Here is a 15,202-nt window from a genome sequence, read left to right as displayed (position 1 = left end):
ACAGTTGGAGGACCAATGACCACCGCAGCCGCCCCGGACGCCCGCGAAGACGACCTGCTCCTGGAGCACCAGTTGTGCTTCGCCCTGACAGTGGCCTCCCGCAGCGTCGTAGGCGCCTACAAGCCCGTCCTCGAAAAACTGAACCTGACACACCCGCAGTACCTCGTCATGCTCGCGCTCTGGGAAACCAGCCCCCGCACCGTCAGGAACATCAGCGAGGCCCTGGCCCAGGAACCCGCCACCATTTCACCGCTGCTTCGTCGCCTTGAAGCGGCCGGATACATCACCCGGCAACGGGCTGACGGGAACGAACGTGCCCTGTCGGTGGAACTCACGCCGAAAGGCGCCACCCTCCGGCAGGAGGCGCTTAAGGTTCCCGGCACCATGATGGAAAGGCTGGGACTGACCCGCGGGCAGGTCACCGAACTGCACGCCAGCATGATGGCGCTCATCGCCGCCACGTCCGGCAGCACGGAGCCATAGGCAGCGCTGCACACTCCCTCCAGCGCCCCGGCCCGGATCAGCGCAGCCCGCGGGACAACCCGGGGAAGTTAGAATCGAGGCATGAATGAGGCGTCGGACCATGCGTAATGTGCGGCTTCACCTAGCGGCCCTTGCCGTCACGGCGGGGCTGCTCTCCGCCTGCACCGGCGGCCCGGACGGCAACCCGCCGCCCTCTTCCACGTCCCCGGATCAGTCGCCAACCTCCTCCGCCACGTCTTCGGCAACCGCACCTCCGTCAACAGCCACTCCGTCCCCGGACACCGAAACGTCAGTTCCGGCCCCGCCACCTGCTTCGCCCTCCGCGCTGCCTGCCGGGCCTGGCCAGGGCAATGCCGAACTTGCCGTCACTGTCATTCCGGCTGAAGGCCAAGCCGCAGTCAACTACACGCTGGTGTGCGAAGCCGGAGTGCCGGCAGGCGAAAGCAGCCACCCGACGGCTGACGCAGCGTGCGCCGCCCTCAAACGGAATGCGGCCCTACTGAACCCGGCACCCCGCACGGCCCAGGCCTGCACCCAGCAATATGGCGGACCGGAAAAGGCGACCGTGACCGGAGTGGTTGACGGAACCGCCGTCGAAGCATCTTTCGCCCGCACGGATGGTTGCGAAATCAGCGCGTGGGACGCTGCGAAAGACATTCTGGGAGGCGCCGGTGGAGCAACTTAAGCTCCTGGCGGCCAACGAGTGGCGGGCGAGGGAAGAGGCCCACCAACTGCGCGTCGGCCGCTACGCCGATCCCTATTTGGAGCGGAGGTCCGCCGGACGGAAACACCCGGTGGAGGACTTCCTTTTCACCTACTACACGCAAAAACCCGGTCAGCTTCGCCGCTGGCACCCGGGCGCCGGAACCGTCCTGGCGGGCAGCGCGGGCGAAGCACGGCGAGGTTGGAAGCACTACCGGGTGCTCGACGACGGCGAATTGGCTGCGCTCGGCCTGCCTGCGGGAAGCACGGCGGTCACCTTCGACCGGGCCGCCTTCCTGGCCGACCGTGCGGACGCGGTGGCCTTTGCCGAGGTCATCCTGCGCGGAACCGCCGCCAGGCCTGCCCAGTTCGGCTGCTTCGGCTTGCACGAATGGGCCATGGTGTACCGCCAGGACAAGTTCGACCTGCGCCACGAATACCTGAAACTGCGCCTGGGTTCGGAGGGAACCGACCAGGTGGTGGAGGATAACCGAATCCGCTGCACGCACTTTGACGCGTTCCGCTTCTATACCCCTGATGCTTTGCCGCTCAATGAGCACCTGCCTACCCGCGACTCCCAACGGCACATGGAGCAGCCCGGCTGCCTGCATGCCAACATGGACCTCTACAAGTGGGCCTACAAGCTGCTTCCGGCACTTCCGAGCGAGTTGGTCATGGACTGCTTCGAGCTTTCGTGGCGGATCCGCGCCATGGATATGCAGGCCTCCCCCTACGACCTCGCCGGCTGGGGCTACCCGCCCATCCGGATTGAGACCGCCGATGGAAAGGCCGACTACGTTGCCCGGCAGCGCGGCTTTGCCCAGGAAGCCGCAACCCTTCGGGGCCGGCTGGCAGCGTCTTTGGCGGCTGCCACAGGCCTGGCCACCAGGTCCGCGAAAGGAGCCCTCCATGGAGAACAAGGCGCAGCCTGATCCCGGATCCGTCCACCTGGTAATCAACCTCAGCGAAACGCCTGACGGCCCGCACCATGAGTTCACACTGCAGGCCAGCCACGGCAAGGTGTCCCCCGGCTCGACCGTACCGGACCCGCAGGCCGCCCTCGACGCCGTCCTGAAACACGGACCTGCGATCTTCTTCCCGGAACCCGGGCCGCCGCGCCTGTGTACCCAGCAGTACGGCGGGCCCCAGCAGGCCGTCGTCACGGGGACGTTCCGCGGCAGGCGTGTTCACACCACGCTGACCTTGACGGATGGCTGCGAGATTTCCCGGTGGCGGGCCCTTGCGCCACTGCTGGGCGGAACTGCCGGAGCCGCCGGCACCACCTAGGCGAACGGTTACCCGGCCCAAGACAAGGATGGCCGGCGGATCGCAGTCGATCCGCCGGCCATCCTTTGTCCGGGTTATTCAGGCTCGGGGCCTCCTGGGAGGCTGGCGCCTAGATTCCCAGGTCGGGGCTCCCCGATTCGTCCTGGAACTCCTTCTTCTTCTTTTCCTTCTTGACCTTGTCCTTCTTGTCCTTCTTGCCCGGGTCCGTCTGCTCGTCATCCGGGACGACGGCACCGGCACCCGGGGTTACTACCACCGAGACAAAGGTGGGAGTGGCACCGCCCGAGTAGTTGACCCGGCCGATGTAGGAACCCGGTTCAAGCTTTTGCCACGACAACGTCACGTCACCGGCAGTGCCGTTCGCCAGCCGAAGCGGGTTGGGGCTGACCGAGGCGTTGCCCATGTTGGCGCCGAGGACCGCAGCATCCAACGATGCCTTGGTGGGCTGGCCGTTAGGGCTGGCATAGAGGTTGGCGAACATCGTGTACACGCCGGCCTTGGGGTTGGTGACGGACACCGATTCACTGGCGGACACCGTCTGGGAGGCAAGCTGCTTCCCATCCGGGGTGAACACCAGGAGATCGAAGTCAGCGTTCTCGTCGGAGGAGAAGACGGAGAACTTGGCCAGCGGCGAACCCGCCGCCACCGTCACCTGCTTCATGGCGTTGGAGGTGTTGTTCGCCAGGGCCAGCGGCCCGGGGACCAGTTCCACGGCAGTTGAATCCGCCTTGGACAGGCCGTCCACCGTCATGCTGACCGGTGCGTTGGTTCCGGACACCACGGGAATCTTCCCCTGGCCGGTACCGCCCACTGAGCTGAAGGCGGCATTCGCCGGCGCCACCACGGACTGCGGACGGACCGCTACCGGTGAAGCCACGTTCTTGCCGGCACCCTGCCAGACCAGGCTGCCCATGGCGAACTGGCCCGTGGGAGCGGAGGCGTTTTCAAACTTGACCTTGAACGTCCGCTTTTCGCCCACCGCGCTGAAGTTCAGGATCGAGGGCGTCACCGTGACCTTTACGCCCGGCACATTCACCTGGGCGCGGTACAGGCCGGGGGTCAGTGCCGTCACCGTGCGGGTCACCTCGGTCCTGCCGGTCAGCGCACCGAGTGCAAACGAGGCCACGTTCATGTCACGCGGCGCCGTAGTTCCCAGATCCGGGATGCCCAGGTCCAGTCCGGTTCCCTGGATGAACTTCAGGTAATCGGTCTCGTTGGCGTCGTACACGAGGCCCGGGTCCAGGACCTTGGCAACGGACACCTGGCCGGCGCCGGTAGCGAACACATCCGTGTTGCGGCTGCCGTCCGCGTTCTTGACGTCCGTAGCGGTGGTCATCATGGCTGACTTGACCGTGGCGGGTGACCACGTGGGGTTCTTGCCCAGGACCAGCGCACCGAAGCCTGCCACGTGCGGGGCGGCCATCGATGTGCCGGACATCATGCCGAACTGGGCGCCAGCCTCACCGATGGGTGAAACACCGGCCAGCACGGCGACGCCGGGAGCGGCGACGTCCGGCTTCAGCAGGTCGGAGTCGGTGGCAAGCAGCGGGCCGCGCGAGGAGAATCCGGCGATCTGAGGCTGGGGCTCCTGCGGCAGGCCGGTGGTGTCCTTGTTCACCAGCGCGGCTTTGATGGCGGGGTTGGCCGCCAGCTTGTCCTTGATCTGCTGCGTTGCCGGCGGATTCACATGGACAGTGGGAACGGCGTGCTGGTCCACGTCCTCGGAGGACGGGGTGACGTTGACGAGGATCATGCCGACGCCGCCGGTGCGCTTGACCTCGGCGCTCTTGGCCACGCGGTCAACAACTCCCCTGTCACAGACAACGATCTTTCCGGCCACCTTGGCGGGGTCCAGCGTGTTCGGTCCGCAGAGCTCAGGGCTTGCAGCTCCTGCCGCGGCAGCCGATGCTGCGAGGACCAGCGGGCTGGCCGGGACGTTATTGGCCATCAGGCTGGCACCGCGGTACTTGCTGCCGTCCTCGAATTCAACAGTTCCCTGCAGCTCGGTGGAGAAGGACGAGGCAGCGACAGTGGTGAGCCAGGGTGCGCCGTGGTTGACGGTGCTGGCCGTGGGCCCGCTGTTGCCTGCGGATGCGGAAACGAAGACTCCGGCTGAAGCGGCGGAGAGGAAGGCCAGGGCAACAGGGTCCGTGGTGGTGGAGGTACTGCCCGAAATGGAGTAGTTCAGGACATCCACGCCGTCCAGGATCGCCTGGTTGATGGCGGCCACCGATGCGGAGCTGTAGCAGCCGCCGGTGTTGGGGTCGGTGTCTTCCCAGCAGACCTTGTAGATGGAGAGTTTGGCCGCCGGGGCGACGCCGCCGGTGATGCCCATGTCGCGGCCGCCCAGGTTGGCCCGGACGTTCGCGTTTCCGGCTGCGGTGCTGGCGGTGTGGGTGCCGTGGCTTCCGACGTCAACGGGAGAGAGAACTTCCTCTGGGGCCCGGTTGGCCTCCGGGACGTACTTCTTGAAATCGTCGGCGAAGTAGCGGGCACTGAGCACCTTGGAGTTGCAGGCGCTGCCGTCAAAGGCAGCCCCGGTACCTTCGCCCTTTTGGCATTCGCCCACGAACGTGTCGCCGTCGGACTTCAACATGGCGATCTTGCCGTCTGTTGTCCGGTAGGGCACGCCCACCTCGGGGTTTCCGGCCAGCGGCTTGACGTCGGTTCCGGCGAAGAAGGGGCTGGAGGGGGTGTAGCCGGAGTCGATGACTCCCACCACAACGCCCTTGCCGGCGTTCTCCGTGCCACCGAAGGATGTGTTCCAGATGCCTTGCGGGCCGGAGAGCTGGAGGAAATCGGTGGTGGAGTAGTCCGGCGCGTTCTCGGTATCCGGCGCCACCATGAGGACCTTCGGGTCCTTGGCCAGCTTCAGCGCCTGGTCGGCGGAGAGATCCGCGGCGAAGCCATTGATGGCTGCGGTGAAGTTGCGTTTGATTTGGACGCTTTCGTCCTTGGCAATCTCGCGCTGCTGCGTTTCGAGATGCTGCTGGTAGCGCTGCACCTCTGGCCGCCCGGCGTCGAGCTTCTTTCCGCTTTCAGGCTTGGTGGCGCCTAGGTCGCCCGTGCCGCCCGCATAGGTGGCTGCGGGCTTTTCCGCCAGCACCACGATGTACCTGCCGGCCTGGTAGTCCTTGGGATCAAGGTTTTTCTGCTGGACCGACGGAACCTGCCCCGTGGCGGGGGCCGCTGTGGCCGGCACGGCTGCCACTGAACCAAGAAGCAGCGGAATGCCGACGGAGAACGCTGCAGCCCTCCGGAACCCGCTGCCCCTCGCAGGGCTCTTTCCTGTTAATTTCACGTGCACCCTTTCACGATGAACCGGCCTGTCAGGATTAGAGGGCCGGAAACGACCGGCTTGGTACAGAGAATTACAGGTTTTGTAATTCGATAAGACCAGCCGGTTCACAGAGTACAGACTGATAGCCGAATATGACATAGGGCACATACGGCGAATTTTCGCCAGTCATACACAGCGCTGGCGGGGGCCTGAACGGGCAGCCCGGGAAGCGCGGCCTGTCAGGGGCAGGGCGGAGGAATCCGCGGCAGGACGCTACTGCCGGGGGGTCCGGACCACGTCGCTGATCCACTGCCGGGTCTTCTCGTCCACCGGACCGGCAGTGCGGGTTTCCCGGGCACGGCGGTCGGCTTGGATCTTCTGGAAGACCATCCGGCCCAAGCCGGCAAATACGGCTACGGCCATCACTGGCAAAAGGACGGACTTCGAATTCTCTGCCATCCCGTCATCCTAGTGAAGGGTCTCTTTCAACTCCATAGCGGGATTGGACGGAAGTGCCGGATAGCCCATACGCGGGCCCCACCGTGACGTGGATCTACCGAATGCAGGGTGAGGCCCCCGGGCCGGTAGAATAATAGGGCAAGCTCGCGGAGCGCCCGTCCACAAAGTCTGGAACACTACCTTACAGTGTGCCCCCAACCCGGTACGGCGTGAGACGGCACCACTCCGCTGCGCCCTTACCCAAGCTCACGCACAGGAGTTGCCGGATGCCCCGGATCGTTGTTGACGTCATGCCCAAGCCCGAGATTCTTGACCCCCAGGGAAAGGCGATTGTCGGCGCTCTTCCCCGCCTCGGCTTCACCAGCTTCAGCTCTGTCCGCCAGGGCAAGCGCTTCGAACTGACCGTGGACGGCGAGGTGACGGAGGAGATCCTGGCCCAGGCCCGCGACGCCGCCGAAACCCTCCTGTCCAACCCCGTGATCGAGGACGTCGTCAACGTTGAGGTCGTCGAGGCCTGAGATGACTGAACTTCCCCTGATCGGCGAGGCCATCGCCGTCGCGGCGGAGCCGCGCCTCGCCGGCGCCCGGATCGGCGTCGTTACCTTCCCCGGCACCCTTGACGACCGGGACGCGGCCCGCGCCGTGCGCCTGGCCGGTGCCACCGCCGTCGAACTCTGGCACGGCGACACGGAAATTGGCGACGTGGACGCCGTCGTCATCCCCGGCGGTTTCTCCTACGGCGACTACCTCCGTGCCGGCGCCATCGCCCGTTTTGCGCCGCTGATGTCCAAGATCATCGACGCCGCCAACAGCGACGCCAAGCTGCCCGTCCTGGGCATCTGCAACGGCTTCCAGATCCTCACGGAATCGCACCTGCTGCCGGGTTCGATGATCAAGAACGATCACCTGAAGTTTCTGTGCCGCGACCAGATCCTGCGCGTCGAGAACAGCAACACTGCCTGGACCCTGGATTACGAGGCGGGCCAGGAGATCACCATCCCGCTGAAGAACCAGGATGGCCAGTACATCGCTGATGACAAGACGCTGGACGCCCTTGAGGCCGAGGGCCGCGTCGTCTTCCGTTACGTGGGCTTCAACCCGAATGGTTCGCGCCGCGACATCGCCGGCATCTCCAATGCGGCCGGCAACGTGGTGGGCCTCATGCCGCACCCCGAGCACGCAGTGGAGCCGGGCTTCGGCCCCGAAACTGTTTTGTCCGGCTCCGCCGGCGTCGGCGGTTCCGACACCGACGGCCTCGGATTCTTCACCTCCGTACTGACCAAGATTGTGGGAGGCGACAAGTGAGCATCGACACCACCAAGAAGTTCAACATCGACACGGTGGAGAACGCCGGCAAGACTCCGAAGACGGACCTGCCGTGGGCTGAGCTCGGCCTGAAGCAGAACGAGTTCGACGAAATCGTCAAGGTCCTGGGCCGCCGCCCCACCGGCGCCGAACTGGCGATGTACTCCGTGATGTGGAGCGAGCACTGCTCCTACAAGTCCTCCAAGAACCACCTGCGCCAGTTCGGCGAAAAGGTCACCGAGGAGATGAAGAAGGACATGCTGGTAGGCATCGGCGAAAACGCCGGCGTCACCAACCTGGGGGACGGCTGGGCCGTGACCTTCAAGATCGAATCGCACAACTCGCCGTCGTTCGTTGAGCCCTACCAGGGCGCGGCCACCGGCATCGGCGGCATTGTCCGCGACATCATCTCCATGGGTGCACGCCCCGTTGCCGTCATGGACCCGCTGCGTTTCGGCGCCATCGACCACCCGGACACCGCCCGCGTCATGCACGGCGCCGTGGCGGGCATCGGCGGCTACGGTAACTCGCTGGGCCTGCCGAACATCGGCGGCGAAATGGTCTTCGACTCCGTTTACCAGGGCAACCCGCTGGTTAACGCGCTGGCTGTCGGCGTCATGCGCCACGAGGACATCCGCCTGGCCAACGCGTCGGGCAAGGGCAACAAGGTGGTCCTGTTCGGTGCGCGCACCGGCGGCGACGGAATCGGCGGCGCTTCCGTGCTGGCGTCCGAATCCTTTGATGACACCAAGCCGTCCAAGCGTCCCGCCGTCCAGGTGGGCGACCCGTTCGCCGAGAAGGTGCTCATCGAGTGCTGCCTTGAGCTGTTCAAGGGCTCCCTGGTGGAAGGCATCCAGGACCTCGGCGCGGCAGGTATCTCCTGCGCCACGTCCGAGCTCGCTTCGAACGGCGACGGCGGCATGCAGGTTGAACTGACCTCCGTCCTGCTGCGCGACCCCACGCTGACCCCGGGCGAGATCCTGATGTCCGAGTCGCAGGAACGCATGATGGCCGTTGTGACGCCGGAGAACGTGGAAGCGTTCGAAGCCGTCATGGACAAGTGGGCCGTGGAGTACTCCTGGCTGGGCGAGGTCACCGACACCGGCCGCCTGATCATCACCTGGGAAGGCGACGTGATTGTCGACGTCGATCCCCGCACCGTGGCGCACGACGGCCCGGTCTACGACCGCCCGTTTGCCCGCCCCGAGTGGCAGGATTCGGTCCAGGCAGACACCTTCACCGGCTCCGTGCAGGATGCCGGCCGCCCGGCCGCACCCGCCGAGCTGGCAAAGGCTGTGACGGAACTCGTGGCATCGCCGAACATGTGCTCGAAGTCCTGGATCACCAACCAGTACGACCGGTACGTGGGCGGCAACACCTCCATGGCGTTCCCGGACGACGCCGGCGTGGTCCGCGTTGACGAGGAAACCGGGCTGGGCGTTGCCCTGGCCACCGACGCCAACGGCCGCTACACCTACCTCGATCCCTACCATGGTGCACAGCTGGCCCTGGCCGAGGCGTACCGGAACGTTGCCACCGCAGGAGCCATCCCCATGGCCGTCAGCGACTGCCTGAACTTCGGCTCCCCCGAGGACCCGGATGTCATGTGGCAGCTGGCCGAAGCCATCCGCGGCCTGTCCGATGCCTGCCAGGTGCTCGGCATCCCCGTCACCGGCGGCAACGTCTCGCTGTACAACCAGACGGGCACCACCCCCATCCACCCCTCCCCCGTGGTGGCGGTCCTGGGCAAGCTCGACGACGTTGCCCGCCGCACGCCGTCGGGCTGGCGAGAGGATGGCCAGGCCATCTACCTGCTGGGCACCACCGCTGCCGAGCTGGACGGCTCTGAGTGGGCCAACATGCGAGGCCACCTGGGCGGCCAGCCGCCGAAGGTAGACCTTGAGACCGAGCGCGCACTGGGTGAGATCCTGATCAACGCCTCCCGCGACGGCATGATCGACGCCGCACACGACCTCTCCGAGGGTGGCCTGGCCGCCGTGCTGGTGGAGTCCTCGCTGCGCTACGGCGTCGGTGCGCGGATTGCGCTGCAGGACGTCATGGACCGCGATGGCGTGGACCTGTTCACGGCACTGTTCTCCGAATCCCAGGGACGCGCCGTCGTGGGCGTTCCCCGCTCGGAGGAAGTGCGCTTCACGGACATGTGCACCGCCCGCGGCTTCGCTCACACCCGTATCGGCGTGGTGGACGCTGCCAGCGGCGCCCTGGAAATCAACGGCGTGGAGAGCCTGTCCCTCGACGCGCTCCGCGAAGCCCATGAAGGGACGCTGCCGAAGTACTTCGGCTAGGCCCCACAGAATGCGGACGGACACTCAAGCCCATAGAAAGGGCTTTGGGTGTCCGTCCGCATTTAAGGTTCAGTCCTCGCTGTGCAGGTCCCGGCGGCGGGCGCTGAGCAGTTCGATTTCCGGGCGGGCCGCCACGAAGCGTTCGACGGCGTCAAGCACCTCAACGAGGTGCGCAAGGTCGGCTGCCACCAGGCCGGCGCCTACCCTGGTGCGGCGGTACTGCTCATGGTCCCCCACCTCGGCCACCGAGACGTCGAAGCGGCGTTTGAGTTCGGCGAGGAGCGGCCTGATAACGGACCGTTTCTCCTTCAGGCTTTGGACATCGCCCAGGAGGATGTCGAACTCGATCCAGCCGACCCACATGGCTGTGTTCCTTCCCTAGCCGATGGTGAGTTCGCCCATGCGGTCCCAGCCTTCGCCGTCGAACTGGCGGCTGACGATTTTCGGTGTTTCCACAAGGGCCTGCGGCATGTCCGCCATGGCCTTCTTGAAGTGTTCGCTGTTCACATGGTCGCCCGCGGCGTCGTCTTTGAACGCTTCAACAAGGACGTACTCGTTGGGGTCGTCCAGGCTGCGCGACCAGTCGAACCAGAGGTTCCCGGGCTCCCGCCGGGTTGCGTTGGTGAAATCTGCCACCAGGTCCGGCCAGCGCTCCGACCATTCCGGCTTGACCTTGAACTTGACGACGATAAAAATCACTGGGACGTTCCTTCCGCGGCGAGTGTGCGTGCCCCTTCAATGTACCGGGAAGTAACGAACCGCTGGGCCGCCCGCGTCACCAGTCCGCCGGTGGCGTAGAACCAGTTGGCCGGCTTGCTGAAGGCACGGATCCGGAGGTAAACCGCACCCGAGGCGTCGATGACCGCCTCAAAGGATTCTTCGCCGCGGGCGGGATGTCCCGGAAGCGTCCCGTAGCCAAAACCTGCTGCCTGCGGCACGTCATCCGCGGACGGTTCCTGCACCCACACCACCTCGCACGGCGCGTTCAGCCGGAACGGGCCGACGCCGAAACCGCTGACCACCCGCACTCCCGGTTTCGCCTGTGGTGACTCCGCCCGGACGCGGAGGCCTGCGCGACGCTGCAGTTCCCACCCAAGGATGCCGTCCGCGACACGACGCAACAGCGGCATCCCCGACCCCAGGCGCACCTCTTCCAGGACGCTGGCGTACCCCGCCGGCGTCATGCCCTGCCTTGTACTTCCAATACCCGGATAGTTCAGGCCATCGCGGGCCGCCCGTGCCTCACTCACCCGAACGTCCCAGGCGTGCCCAGCCAAGCTGTTCCTGCTGCTTGCGGCTCAGGCCGGCAACCACCAGGTCATAGGAGTCCTCCACCATGTCCCGCACCATGTCGTCCGGGAGGGAACCGTCCAGGCGGACACCGTTCCAGTGCGTCTTGTTCATGTGCCAGGCTCCGTCGATGGCCGGGTGCGCGGCCCGCAGCTGAACCGCCAGGGACGGATCGCATTTGAGGTTCACGTAGAAATCGCCGGGATCCATGGAGGACAGGGCGAACAGCTTCGCCTCATGCCGGGTTCCGCCGGCTATGTGGGCCCGGACCTTGAAGACGGAAGTCTCCGGTCCGAACGGGTAGTCCTCGAAGGCTCCGGGGAATGACAGGCAGATCTTGCGCAGCAGGTCGGGGTCCATGATTGAAGCCTATAAAGCGCGTCCTTACGGTGCTAGTCTGCGAGGATGTCACACGGTCAGGGAGCCATACCTGTTCTGGATTTGAGTACCGCACGGCAGCCCTACGGCACCTTCAGTCCGGAATTCATCGAGCAGTTGCGGCATGCCACCCATGACGTGGGATTCTTCCAAATCACCGGTTACGGGGGTTCGCCAGGGCAGGCGGACCAACTCCTCGGCGCCGTCCGGCGGTTCTTCAACCTTCCCCTCGAAGAACGGATGAAGCTGGACAACCGGCTTTCTCCGCACTTCCGCGGCTACACCCGGATGGGAACCGAGGTGACGCAGGGGCGGGCGGATGCGCGCGAGCAGATCGATTACTCCCCCGAGCGCCCGCCCGTGGACAGCTACCCACCTGACCAACCGTACTGGCTGCTGCAGGGACCCAACCAGTGGCCGGACGAAGCATTCCCGGAGCTAAAGCCGGCAGCCATGGCCTGGGCGGAGCTGATGTCCGGGGTGGGGATGGAACTGCTGCGCGCCATTGCCGTGACGCTGCAACAGCCCGAGGACTATTTCGACGAACCGTTCCGGGAAGCACCGGCATGGATGGGAAAACTGGTCCATTATGTTGGCGGCGTGGTCAAAGAGGCCGGTGACCAGGGCGTAGGGTCCCATGCGGACTACGGGTTCGTGACGCTTCTGCTGCAGGACGATGTTGGAGGCCTGGAAGTAAAACCGCCGGGGACATCGGAATGGCTTCCGGTGGAGCCCCTTCCCGGGGCGTTGGTGGTGAACCTCGGCGAAATGCTGGAAGTAGCCACCGAGGGGTATCTTGCGGCCACGATCCATCGAGTGCAGGCGCCGCCCCCGGGCGTGGACCGCTACTCCGTGCCGTTCTTCTGGTCACCCCGCCTGGACTCGGTCATCCAGCCCGTTCCGCTGGCCCCGGAGTTGAAGGCAGCCGCACGCGGCATCACGGACGATCCCAGCAACCCGCTGCTCGCCTCCTTTGGCCTCAACATGCTCAAGGGCAGGATGCGGGCACACCCGGACGTCACCGAGCGGCACTACCCGGACCTCCTGAAGCGGGGCTAGGCTTCCGCAAGGCTCAAATTTTGAACTTCCAGGCCTGCTGGGCCGGGCAGGAGTTCATAACAACGTCCAGGCCAGCGGCCTTGGCGCGTTCCGCGGCGGCTTCATCGATGACGCCCAGCTGAAGCCAAACAGCCTTGGCGCCGACGGCGATCGCCTCGTCCACGACCTTGCCCACCTTTTCCGAGTTCACAAAGCAATCCACGACGTCGATGGGCTGCTTTTCTGCCGGGATCTCCGCCAGGGTGCGGTACCCCGGTTCGCCGTGCACGGTATCGCCGGCAAGGTTGACGGGGATGATGTCCATGCCCAGCTGGTCCCGGATGAACAAGGACACGTCGTACGCCGAGCGCCACTCGTTGGTGGTCAAGCCGACGATGGCCCACCGACCTGTGGTTCGCATGAGGCGTTCAATAACTGCCGGATCGTTAGTGTGGCCCATGCCATCAGCCTAACCCGGGCCACGGATTACCGGGCCGATGGACAGCTATTTGCCGCCGGGAGCGGTTACGCGGCCATCTCCTGAACCTGCCCCTTGCCCGGAGCTTGTCCGGCCCGGCTTTTCCGGTGCGGCCTTTCCCTGTTCATTGCCAGCGGCCTGTTTTGGTCCCGCTTTCCCCTGCCCTTCACTGTTCTCCAATGCACGTCCTGGGGCTCCGGGATCGGTTTGGTCCTGGCTGCGAATGGCGCGGCCAGGAACACCTTCGTCCGGCACCTGCTTCTTGTTCGCGTTCCCGGGCGCAGCCGTATCGCGCGTCGATCCCCCGCCGATGTGGTTGTGGGGCCCGTCCGGCCTTCCTGATGGTTCGTCTGCGGGCGGGCAGATGCCCGCAGAAGTTGCCGTGGCTTGTTCCGGGCTTCCGCATTCCGGTTTCCCAGCGGGATTAGCCACACCCTCGCCGTCTGGCCGTAATGCTTTGCCCTGGGGAGTGCCGGCGCCCTGGGGGCTTCCAGCGGAACCAGAAGCGGAAATGGCTGAGGGAACCGATTCCGGAGTTTGGTCTGCAGGGGCCGCCACGGCATCGTATCCGGCAGCCGATTCTGCCTCTGCGTCGTGGGTGATCGCCACATCCGGCGACCAGTCCCCCAGGAAATGCTGTACGGACGCGGCACTGCTGCCGGGTGCACCGCCGGCCGTTGCGGCTACGCCGCCAATACCCAGTCCCATTCCCGCAATCACTGCAAGTCCCACCACAGTGGGACGGTGACGGCCGGAGCGACGCCTGCGGGCCAGTTCGTCCCCGCCGCCGGCCAGCAACCGGGCAAGTTCTCCCGAGGGCTCGGGTACGGGAATCGACGCGAGGGAGCCGATGGATTCGAGTGCGCTTCGAAGTGCGGCGTCGTCCGGGTGGCCTGCGTCCGTGAGGACTTCATCGACCAGTTCGCGCAGCCTGCTTTCGGGTGTCGTCATGGCCGCAGGTACTCCTTTACTGCCGCAACTTCGCGCAGTTTGAGGATGCCGCGCCGTTGCAACTGCTTCACCGCTCCTGCGCTCTTCCCGATGGTCTCCGCTGTTTGTTCGACGGTGAGCCCGGCAACCAGCCGCAGCGACAACACCTCACGCTGTTCTTCGTGCAGTGATTCCAGCAACCCCACGATTTCTCCTGGCGCTATCCGTTCCAGCGCTTCCTCTTCAGCGGACGGGTCCACCCGCACGTCCAGTTCAGGTTCGAAGGGGAGCTTGGCCGGGGTGCGGCCCAGCCGCCGGTGGTCATCGACCATGCGGGCGTGCGCCACCGAGAAGATGAACGTGCGCAGGCCCGCGCTGCCGCCGGTCACTGAGTTCAGACGTGGCAGCACAGCAAGGAAGACCTCTTGCATTGCGGCCTCCGGATCCTCGGCTCCACGGGCTTTGAAATAGCCCAATACCTGCGACGCGTACGTCCTGTAGACGACGCCGAAGGCCGAGGATCCGGAATTTGGATCTCGGAGGGACTCGTCTGTCAGTGCATCGGTCACGGACGTGGTGCCTTTGGTCGTTGCGGGGATGGCGGGGCAGGGAAGACCCGTCGCCGGAATGCCTTTGCCCGCCTACTTTACCCCGCGGTAACCACCGCGCACCGGACCGCCACGTGCACTGCCGGTTCCGGCCGTGCGCAGCTGTCCCTGCTGCCGGAGAGTGAAAGAGCCGGCCTGGAACGTGATGGGGGACAAGTTCCAGGCCGGCGCTACATAAGGGTAATCGTCCGCGGGCGTCGAAAGGTTACGCCTCTTCCAAAGAATTTCTCCCGCGGGCTGATGCTGCCCGGGGCTGAGTGTCCGCAACCCCTCAGTTGGCCATTTCAGCCCGGCTACGGTGCAAGTCCCAGTGTGTGGGGGCGGCGTGGCGGCGCATGCCCTTGGCCGTGGCGATAGCATGAAGCCTGGCCGCGGCCCGGTCATCGAGGATGGGTTCGGGGGCGGGTGCTGCCGCGGCAACGGTCACCGCCGGTGGTTGGATTCCGGCAGGGCTCAGGTCCGTCACCAAACCGGTCCCGGCGCACTCCCGGACCGCGGCGATCCCCACAGCGACGGCCGCTTTGTCGTTGAAGGCCTGCGAGATGGCCATCACCGCTCCGTCCGCACCCACGAGCCTGAACCTGAACTTGGACTGGGGATCAAGGAAAACTTCGAACTTGCCCGCCATGGCGCACTTCCTTCCGGTTGTGAGCGGTTT

The 15,202-nt window shown here is 65.6% G+C and carries 18 protein-coding genes; 8 read left to right on the top strand and 10 right to left on the bottom strand.

Going from position 1 to position 15,202, the window contains the following annotated elements:
* Positions 1 to 15: 15 nt before the first annotated feature.
* From ACFV4R_RS07405 to ACFV4R_RS07390, 4 genes are all read left to right on the top strand, one after another.
* Positions 16 to 483, top strand: a complete 468-nt coding sequence (locus tag ACFV4R_RS07405; RefSeq protein ID WP_377201754.1) for a MarR family winged helix-turn-helix transcriptional regulator — start codon at positions 16 to 18, stop codon at positions 481 to 483.
* Positions 484 to 583: 100 nt separating this feature from the next.
* On the top strand, positions 584 to 1,168 hold the full coding sequence (locus tag ACFV4R_RS07400) for an SSI family serine proteinase inhibitor (RefSeq protein WP_377201753.1): 585 nt from the start codon (positions 584 to 586) through the stop codon (positions 1,166 to 1,168).
* A complete protein-coding gene (locus ACFV4R_RS07395; protein ID WP_377201752.1) occupies positions 1,101 to 2,117 on the top strand; it encodes a 3-methyladenine DNA glycosylase in 1,017 nt (338 codons plus the stop codon). Before ACFV4R_RS07400 ends, ACFV4R_RS07395 begins: the two co-directional genes overlap by 68 nt.
* Positions 2,095 to 2,472, top strand: a complete 378-nt coding sequence (locus tag ACFV4R_RS07390) for a serine protease inhibitor (RefSeq protein ID WP_377201751.1) — start codon at positions 2,095 to 2,097, stop codon at positions 2,470 to 2,472. The genes ACFV4R_RS07395 and ACFV4R_RS07390 overlap by 23 nt, the downstream gene beginning before the upstream one ends.
* 109 nt (positions 2,473 to 2,581) lie before the next feature.
* Here ACFV4R_RS07390 and ACFV4R_RS07385 read toward each other — a convergent pair whose 3' ends face one another.
* Positions 2,582 to 5,911, bottom strand: coding sequence for a S8 family serine peptidase (locus ACFV4R_RS07385; RefSeq protein ID WP_377201750.1), 3,330 nt, complete (start codon positions 5,909 to 5,911; stop codon positions 2,582 to 2,584).
* A 114-nt stretch (positions 5,912 to 6,025) separates the two neighbouring features.
* Positions 6,026 to 6,211: a hypothetical protein gene (locus tag ACFV4R_RS07380; protein ID WP_377201749.1), complete on the bottom strand. Its 186-nt coding sequence runs from the start codon at positions 6,209 to 6,211 to the stop codon at positions 6,026 to 6,028.
* 266 nt (positions 6,212 to 6,477) lie between these two features.
* Between ACFV4R_RS07380 and purS the strand changes: the two genes are divergently transcribed.
* Genes purS through purL form a run of 3 tightly spaced genes read left to right on the top strand, consistent with a single transcriptional unit; the run spans position 6,478 to position 9,822 of the window.
* Positions 6,478 to 6,729 (top strand): phosphoribosylformylglycinamidine synthase subunit PurS, encoded by a 252-nt coding sequence (purS, locus tag ACFV4R_RS07375; RefSeq protein ID WP_015935902.1) that lies wholly within the window; start codon positions 6,478 to 6,480, stop codon positions 6,727 to 6,729.
* Between the two features lies 1 nt (position 6,730).
* Positions 6,731 to 7,516 (top strand): phosphoribosylformylglycinamidine synthase subunit PurQ, encoded by a 786-nt coding sequence (gene purQ, locus ACFV4R_RS07370; RefSeq protein ID WP_377201748.1) that lies wholly within the window; start codon positions 6,731 to 6,733, stop codon positions 7,514 to 7,516.
* Complete coding sequence (purL, locus tag ACFV4R_RS07365) at positions 7,513 to 9,822, top strand: phosphoribosylformylglycinamidine synthase subunit PurL (protein WP_377201747.1); 2,310 nt, start codon at positions 7,513 to 7,515, stop codon at positions 9,820 to 9,822. The genes purQ and purL overlap by 4 nt, the downstream gene beginning before the upstream one ends.
* Before the next feature lie 69 nt (positions 9,823 to 9,891).
* Here the strand turns inward: purL and ACFV4R_RS07360 are convergent, their stop codons facing one another.
* The 4 genes from ACFV4R_RS07360 to ACFV4R_RS07345 are packed head-to-tail and all read right to left on the bottom strand — an operon-like array spanning position 9,892 to position 11,472.
* Positions 9,892 to 10,185 carry a DUF503 domain-containing protein gene (locus ACFV4R_RS07360; RefSeq protein ID WP_377201746.1) on the bottom strand — a complete coding sequence of 98 codons (294 nt, stop codon included), beginning with the start codon at positions 10,183 to 10,185 and terminating at the stop codon, positions 9,892 to 9,894.
* A 15-nt stretch (positions 10,186 to 10,200) separates the two neighbouring features.
* Complete coding sequence (locus ACFV4R_RS07355) at positions 10,201 to 10,521, bottom strand: putative quinol monooxygenase (protein WP_377201745.1); 321 nt, start codon at positions 10,519 to 10,521, stop codon at positions 10,201 to 10,203.
* Positions 10,518 to 11,072: a DUF1990 family protein gene (locus ACFV4R_RS07350; RefSeq protein ID WP_377201744.1), complete on the bottom strand. Its 555-nt coding sequence runs from the start codon at positions 11,070 to 11,072 to the stop codon at positions 10,518 to 10,520. Before ACFV4R_RS07350 ends, ACFV4R_RS07355 begins: the two co-directional genes overlap by 4 nt.
* The gene (locus tag ACFV4R_RS07345) at positions 11,065 to 11,472 is read right to left on the bottom strand and encodes an MmcQ/YjbR family DNA-binding protein (RefSeq protein WP_377201743.1); all 408 of its coding nucleotides are present in this window, start codon (positions 11,470 to 11,472) and stop codon (positions 11,065 to 11,067) included. The genes ACFV4R_RS07350 and ACFV4R_RS07345 overlap by 8 nt, the downstream gene beginning before the upstream one ends.
* 45 nt (positions 11,473 to 11,517) lie before the next feature.
* On the opposite strand from ACFV4R_RS07345, the gene ACFV4R_RS07340 reads away from it, so the two are divergent.
* Complete coding sequence (locus ACFV4R_RS07340) at positions 11,518 to 12,549, top strand: isopenicillin N synthase family dioxygenase (RefSeq protein ID WP_377201742.1); 1,032 nt, start codon at positions 11,518 to 11,520, stop codon at positions 12,547 to 12,549.
* A 13-nt stretch (positions 12,550 to 12,562) separates the two neighbouring features.
* On the opposite strand, the gene ACFV4R_RS07335 is transcribed toward ACFV4R_RS07340, so the two are convergent.
* From ACFV4R_RS07335 to ACFV4R_RS07320, 4 genes are all read right to left on the bottom strand, one after another.
* Positions 12,563 to 12,988 carry a CoA-binding protein gene (locus ACFV4R_RS07335; RefSeq protein ID WP_377201741.1) on the bottom strand — a complete coding sequence of 142 codons (426 nt, stop codon included), beginning with the start codon at positions 12,986 to 12,988 and terminating at the stop codon, positions 12,563 to 12,565.
* Positions 12,989 to 13,033: 45 nt separating this feature from the next.
* Entirely contained in the window at positions 13,034 to 13,957 is a 924-nt protein-coding gene (locus tag ACFV4R_RS07330) for a hypothetical protein (RefSeq protein ID WP_377201740.1), read from the bottom strand.
* Positions 13,954 to 14,505, bottom strand: coding sequence for an RNA polymerase sigma factor (locus ACFV4R_RS07325; protein ID WP_377201739.1), 552 nt, complete (start codon positions 14,503 to 14,505; stop codon positions 13,954 to 13,956). Before ACFV4R_RS07325 ends, ACFV4R_RS07330 begins: the two co-directional genes overlap by 4 nt.
* 310 nt (positions 14,506 to 14,815) lie before the next feature.
* A complete protein-coding gene (locus tag ACFV4R_RS07320) occupies positions 14,816 to 15,172 on the bottom strand; it encodes a YegP family protein (RefSeq protein ID WP_377201738.1) in 357 nt (118 codons plus the stop codon).
* Between the last annotated feature and the right edge of the window lie 30 nt (positions 15,173 to 15,202).

It is taken from the genome of Pseudarthrobacter sp. NPDC059871, assembly GCF_042731175.1.
GTDB lineage: Bacteria > Actinomycetota > Actinomycetes > Actinomycetales > Micrococcaceae > Arthrobacter.
Note: the sequence above shows the minus strand (reverse complement) of the source record. Positions and strands in the feature narration are given on the sequence as shown.

Coding starts and splice junctions, on each gene's coding strand:
- purS (WP_015935902.1), top strand. CDS start 6,478: ATGCCCCGGATCGTTGTTGACGTCATGCCCAAGCCCGAGATTCTTGAC.
- ACFV4R_RS07395 (WP_377201752.1), top strand. CDS start 1,101: ATGGTTGCGAAATCAGCGCGTGGGACGCTGCGAAAGACATTCTGGGAG.
- ACFV4R_RS07330 (WP_377201740.1), bottom strand. CDS start 13,957: ATGACGACACCCGAAAGCAGGCTGCGCGAACTGGTCGATGAAGTCCTC.
- ACFV4R_RS07345 (WP_377201743.1), bottom strand. CDS start 11,472: ATGGACCCCGACCTGCTGCGCAAGATCTGCCTGTCATTCCCCGGAGCC.
- ACFV4R_RS07320 (WP_377201738.1), bottom strand. CDS start 15,172: ATGGCGGGCAAGTTCGAAGTTTTCCTTGATCCCCAGTCCAAGTTCAGG.
- ACFV4R_RS07385 (WP_377201750.1), bottom strand. CDS start 5,911: ATGTCATATTCGGCTATCAGTCTGTACTCTGTGAACCGGCTGGTCTTA.
- ACFV4R_RS07340 (WP_377201742.1), top strand. CDS start 11,518: ATGTCACACGGTCAGGGAGCCATACCTGTTCTGGATTTGAGTACCGCA.
- ACFV4R_RS07380 (WP_377201749.1), bottom strand. CDS start 6,211: ATGGCAGAGAATTCGAAGTCCGTCCTTTTGCCAGTGATGGCCGTAGCC.
- ACFV4R_RS07335 (WP_377201741.1), bottom strand. CDS start 12,988: ATGGGCCACACTAACGATCCGGCAGTTATTGAACGCCTCATGCGAACC.
- ACFV4R_RS07390 (WP_377201751.1), top strand. CDS start 2,095: ATGGAGAACAAGGCGCAGCCTGATCCCGGATCCGTCCACCTGGTAATC.
- ACFV4R_RS07405 (WP_377201754.1), top strand. CDS start 16: ATGACCACCGCAGCCGCCCCGGACGCCCGCGAAGACGACCTGCTCCTG.
- ACFV4R_RS07360 (WP_377201746.1), bottom strand. CDS start 10,185: ATGTGGGTCGGCTGGATCGAGTTCGACATCCTCCTGGGCGATGTCCAA.
- purQ (WP_377201748.1), top strand. CDS start 6,731: ATGACTGAACTTCCCCTGATCGGCGAGGCCATCGCCGTCGCGGCGGAG.
- ACFV4R_RS07400 (WP_377201753.1), top strand. CDS start 584: ATGCGTAATGTGCGGCTTCACCTAGCGGCCCTTGCCGTCACGGCGGGG.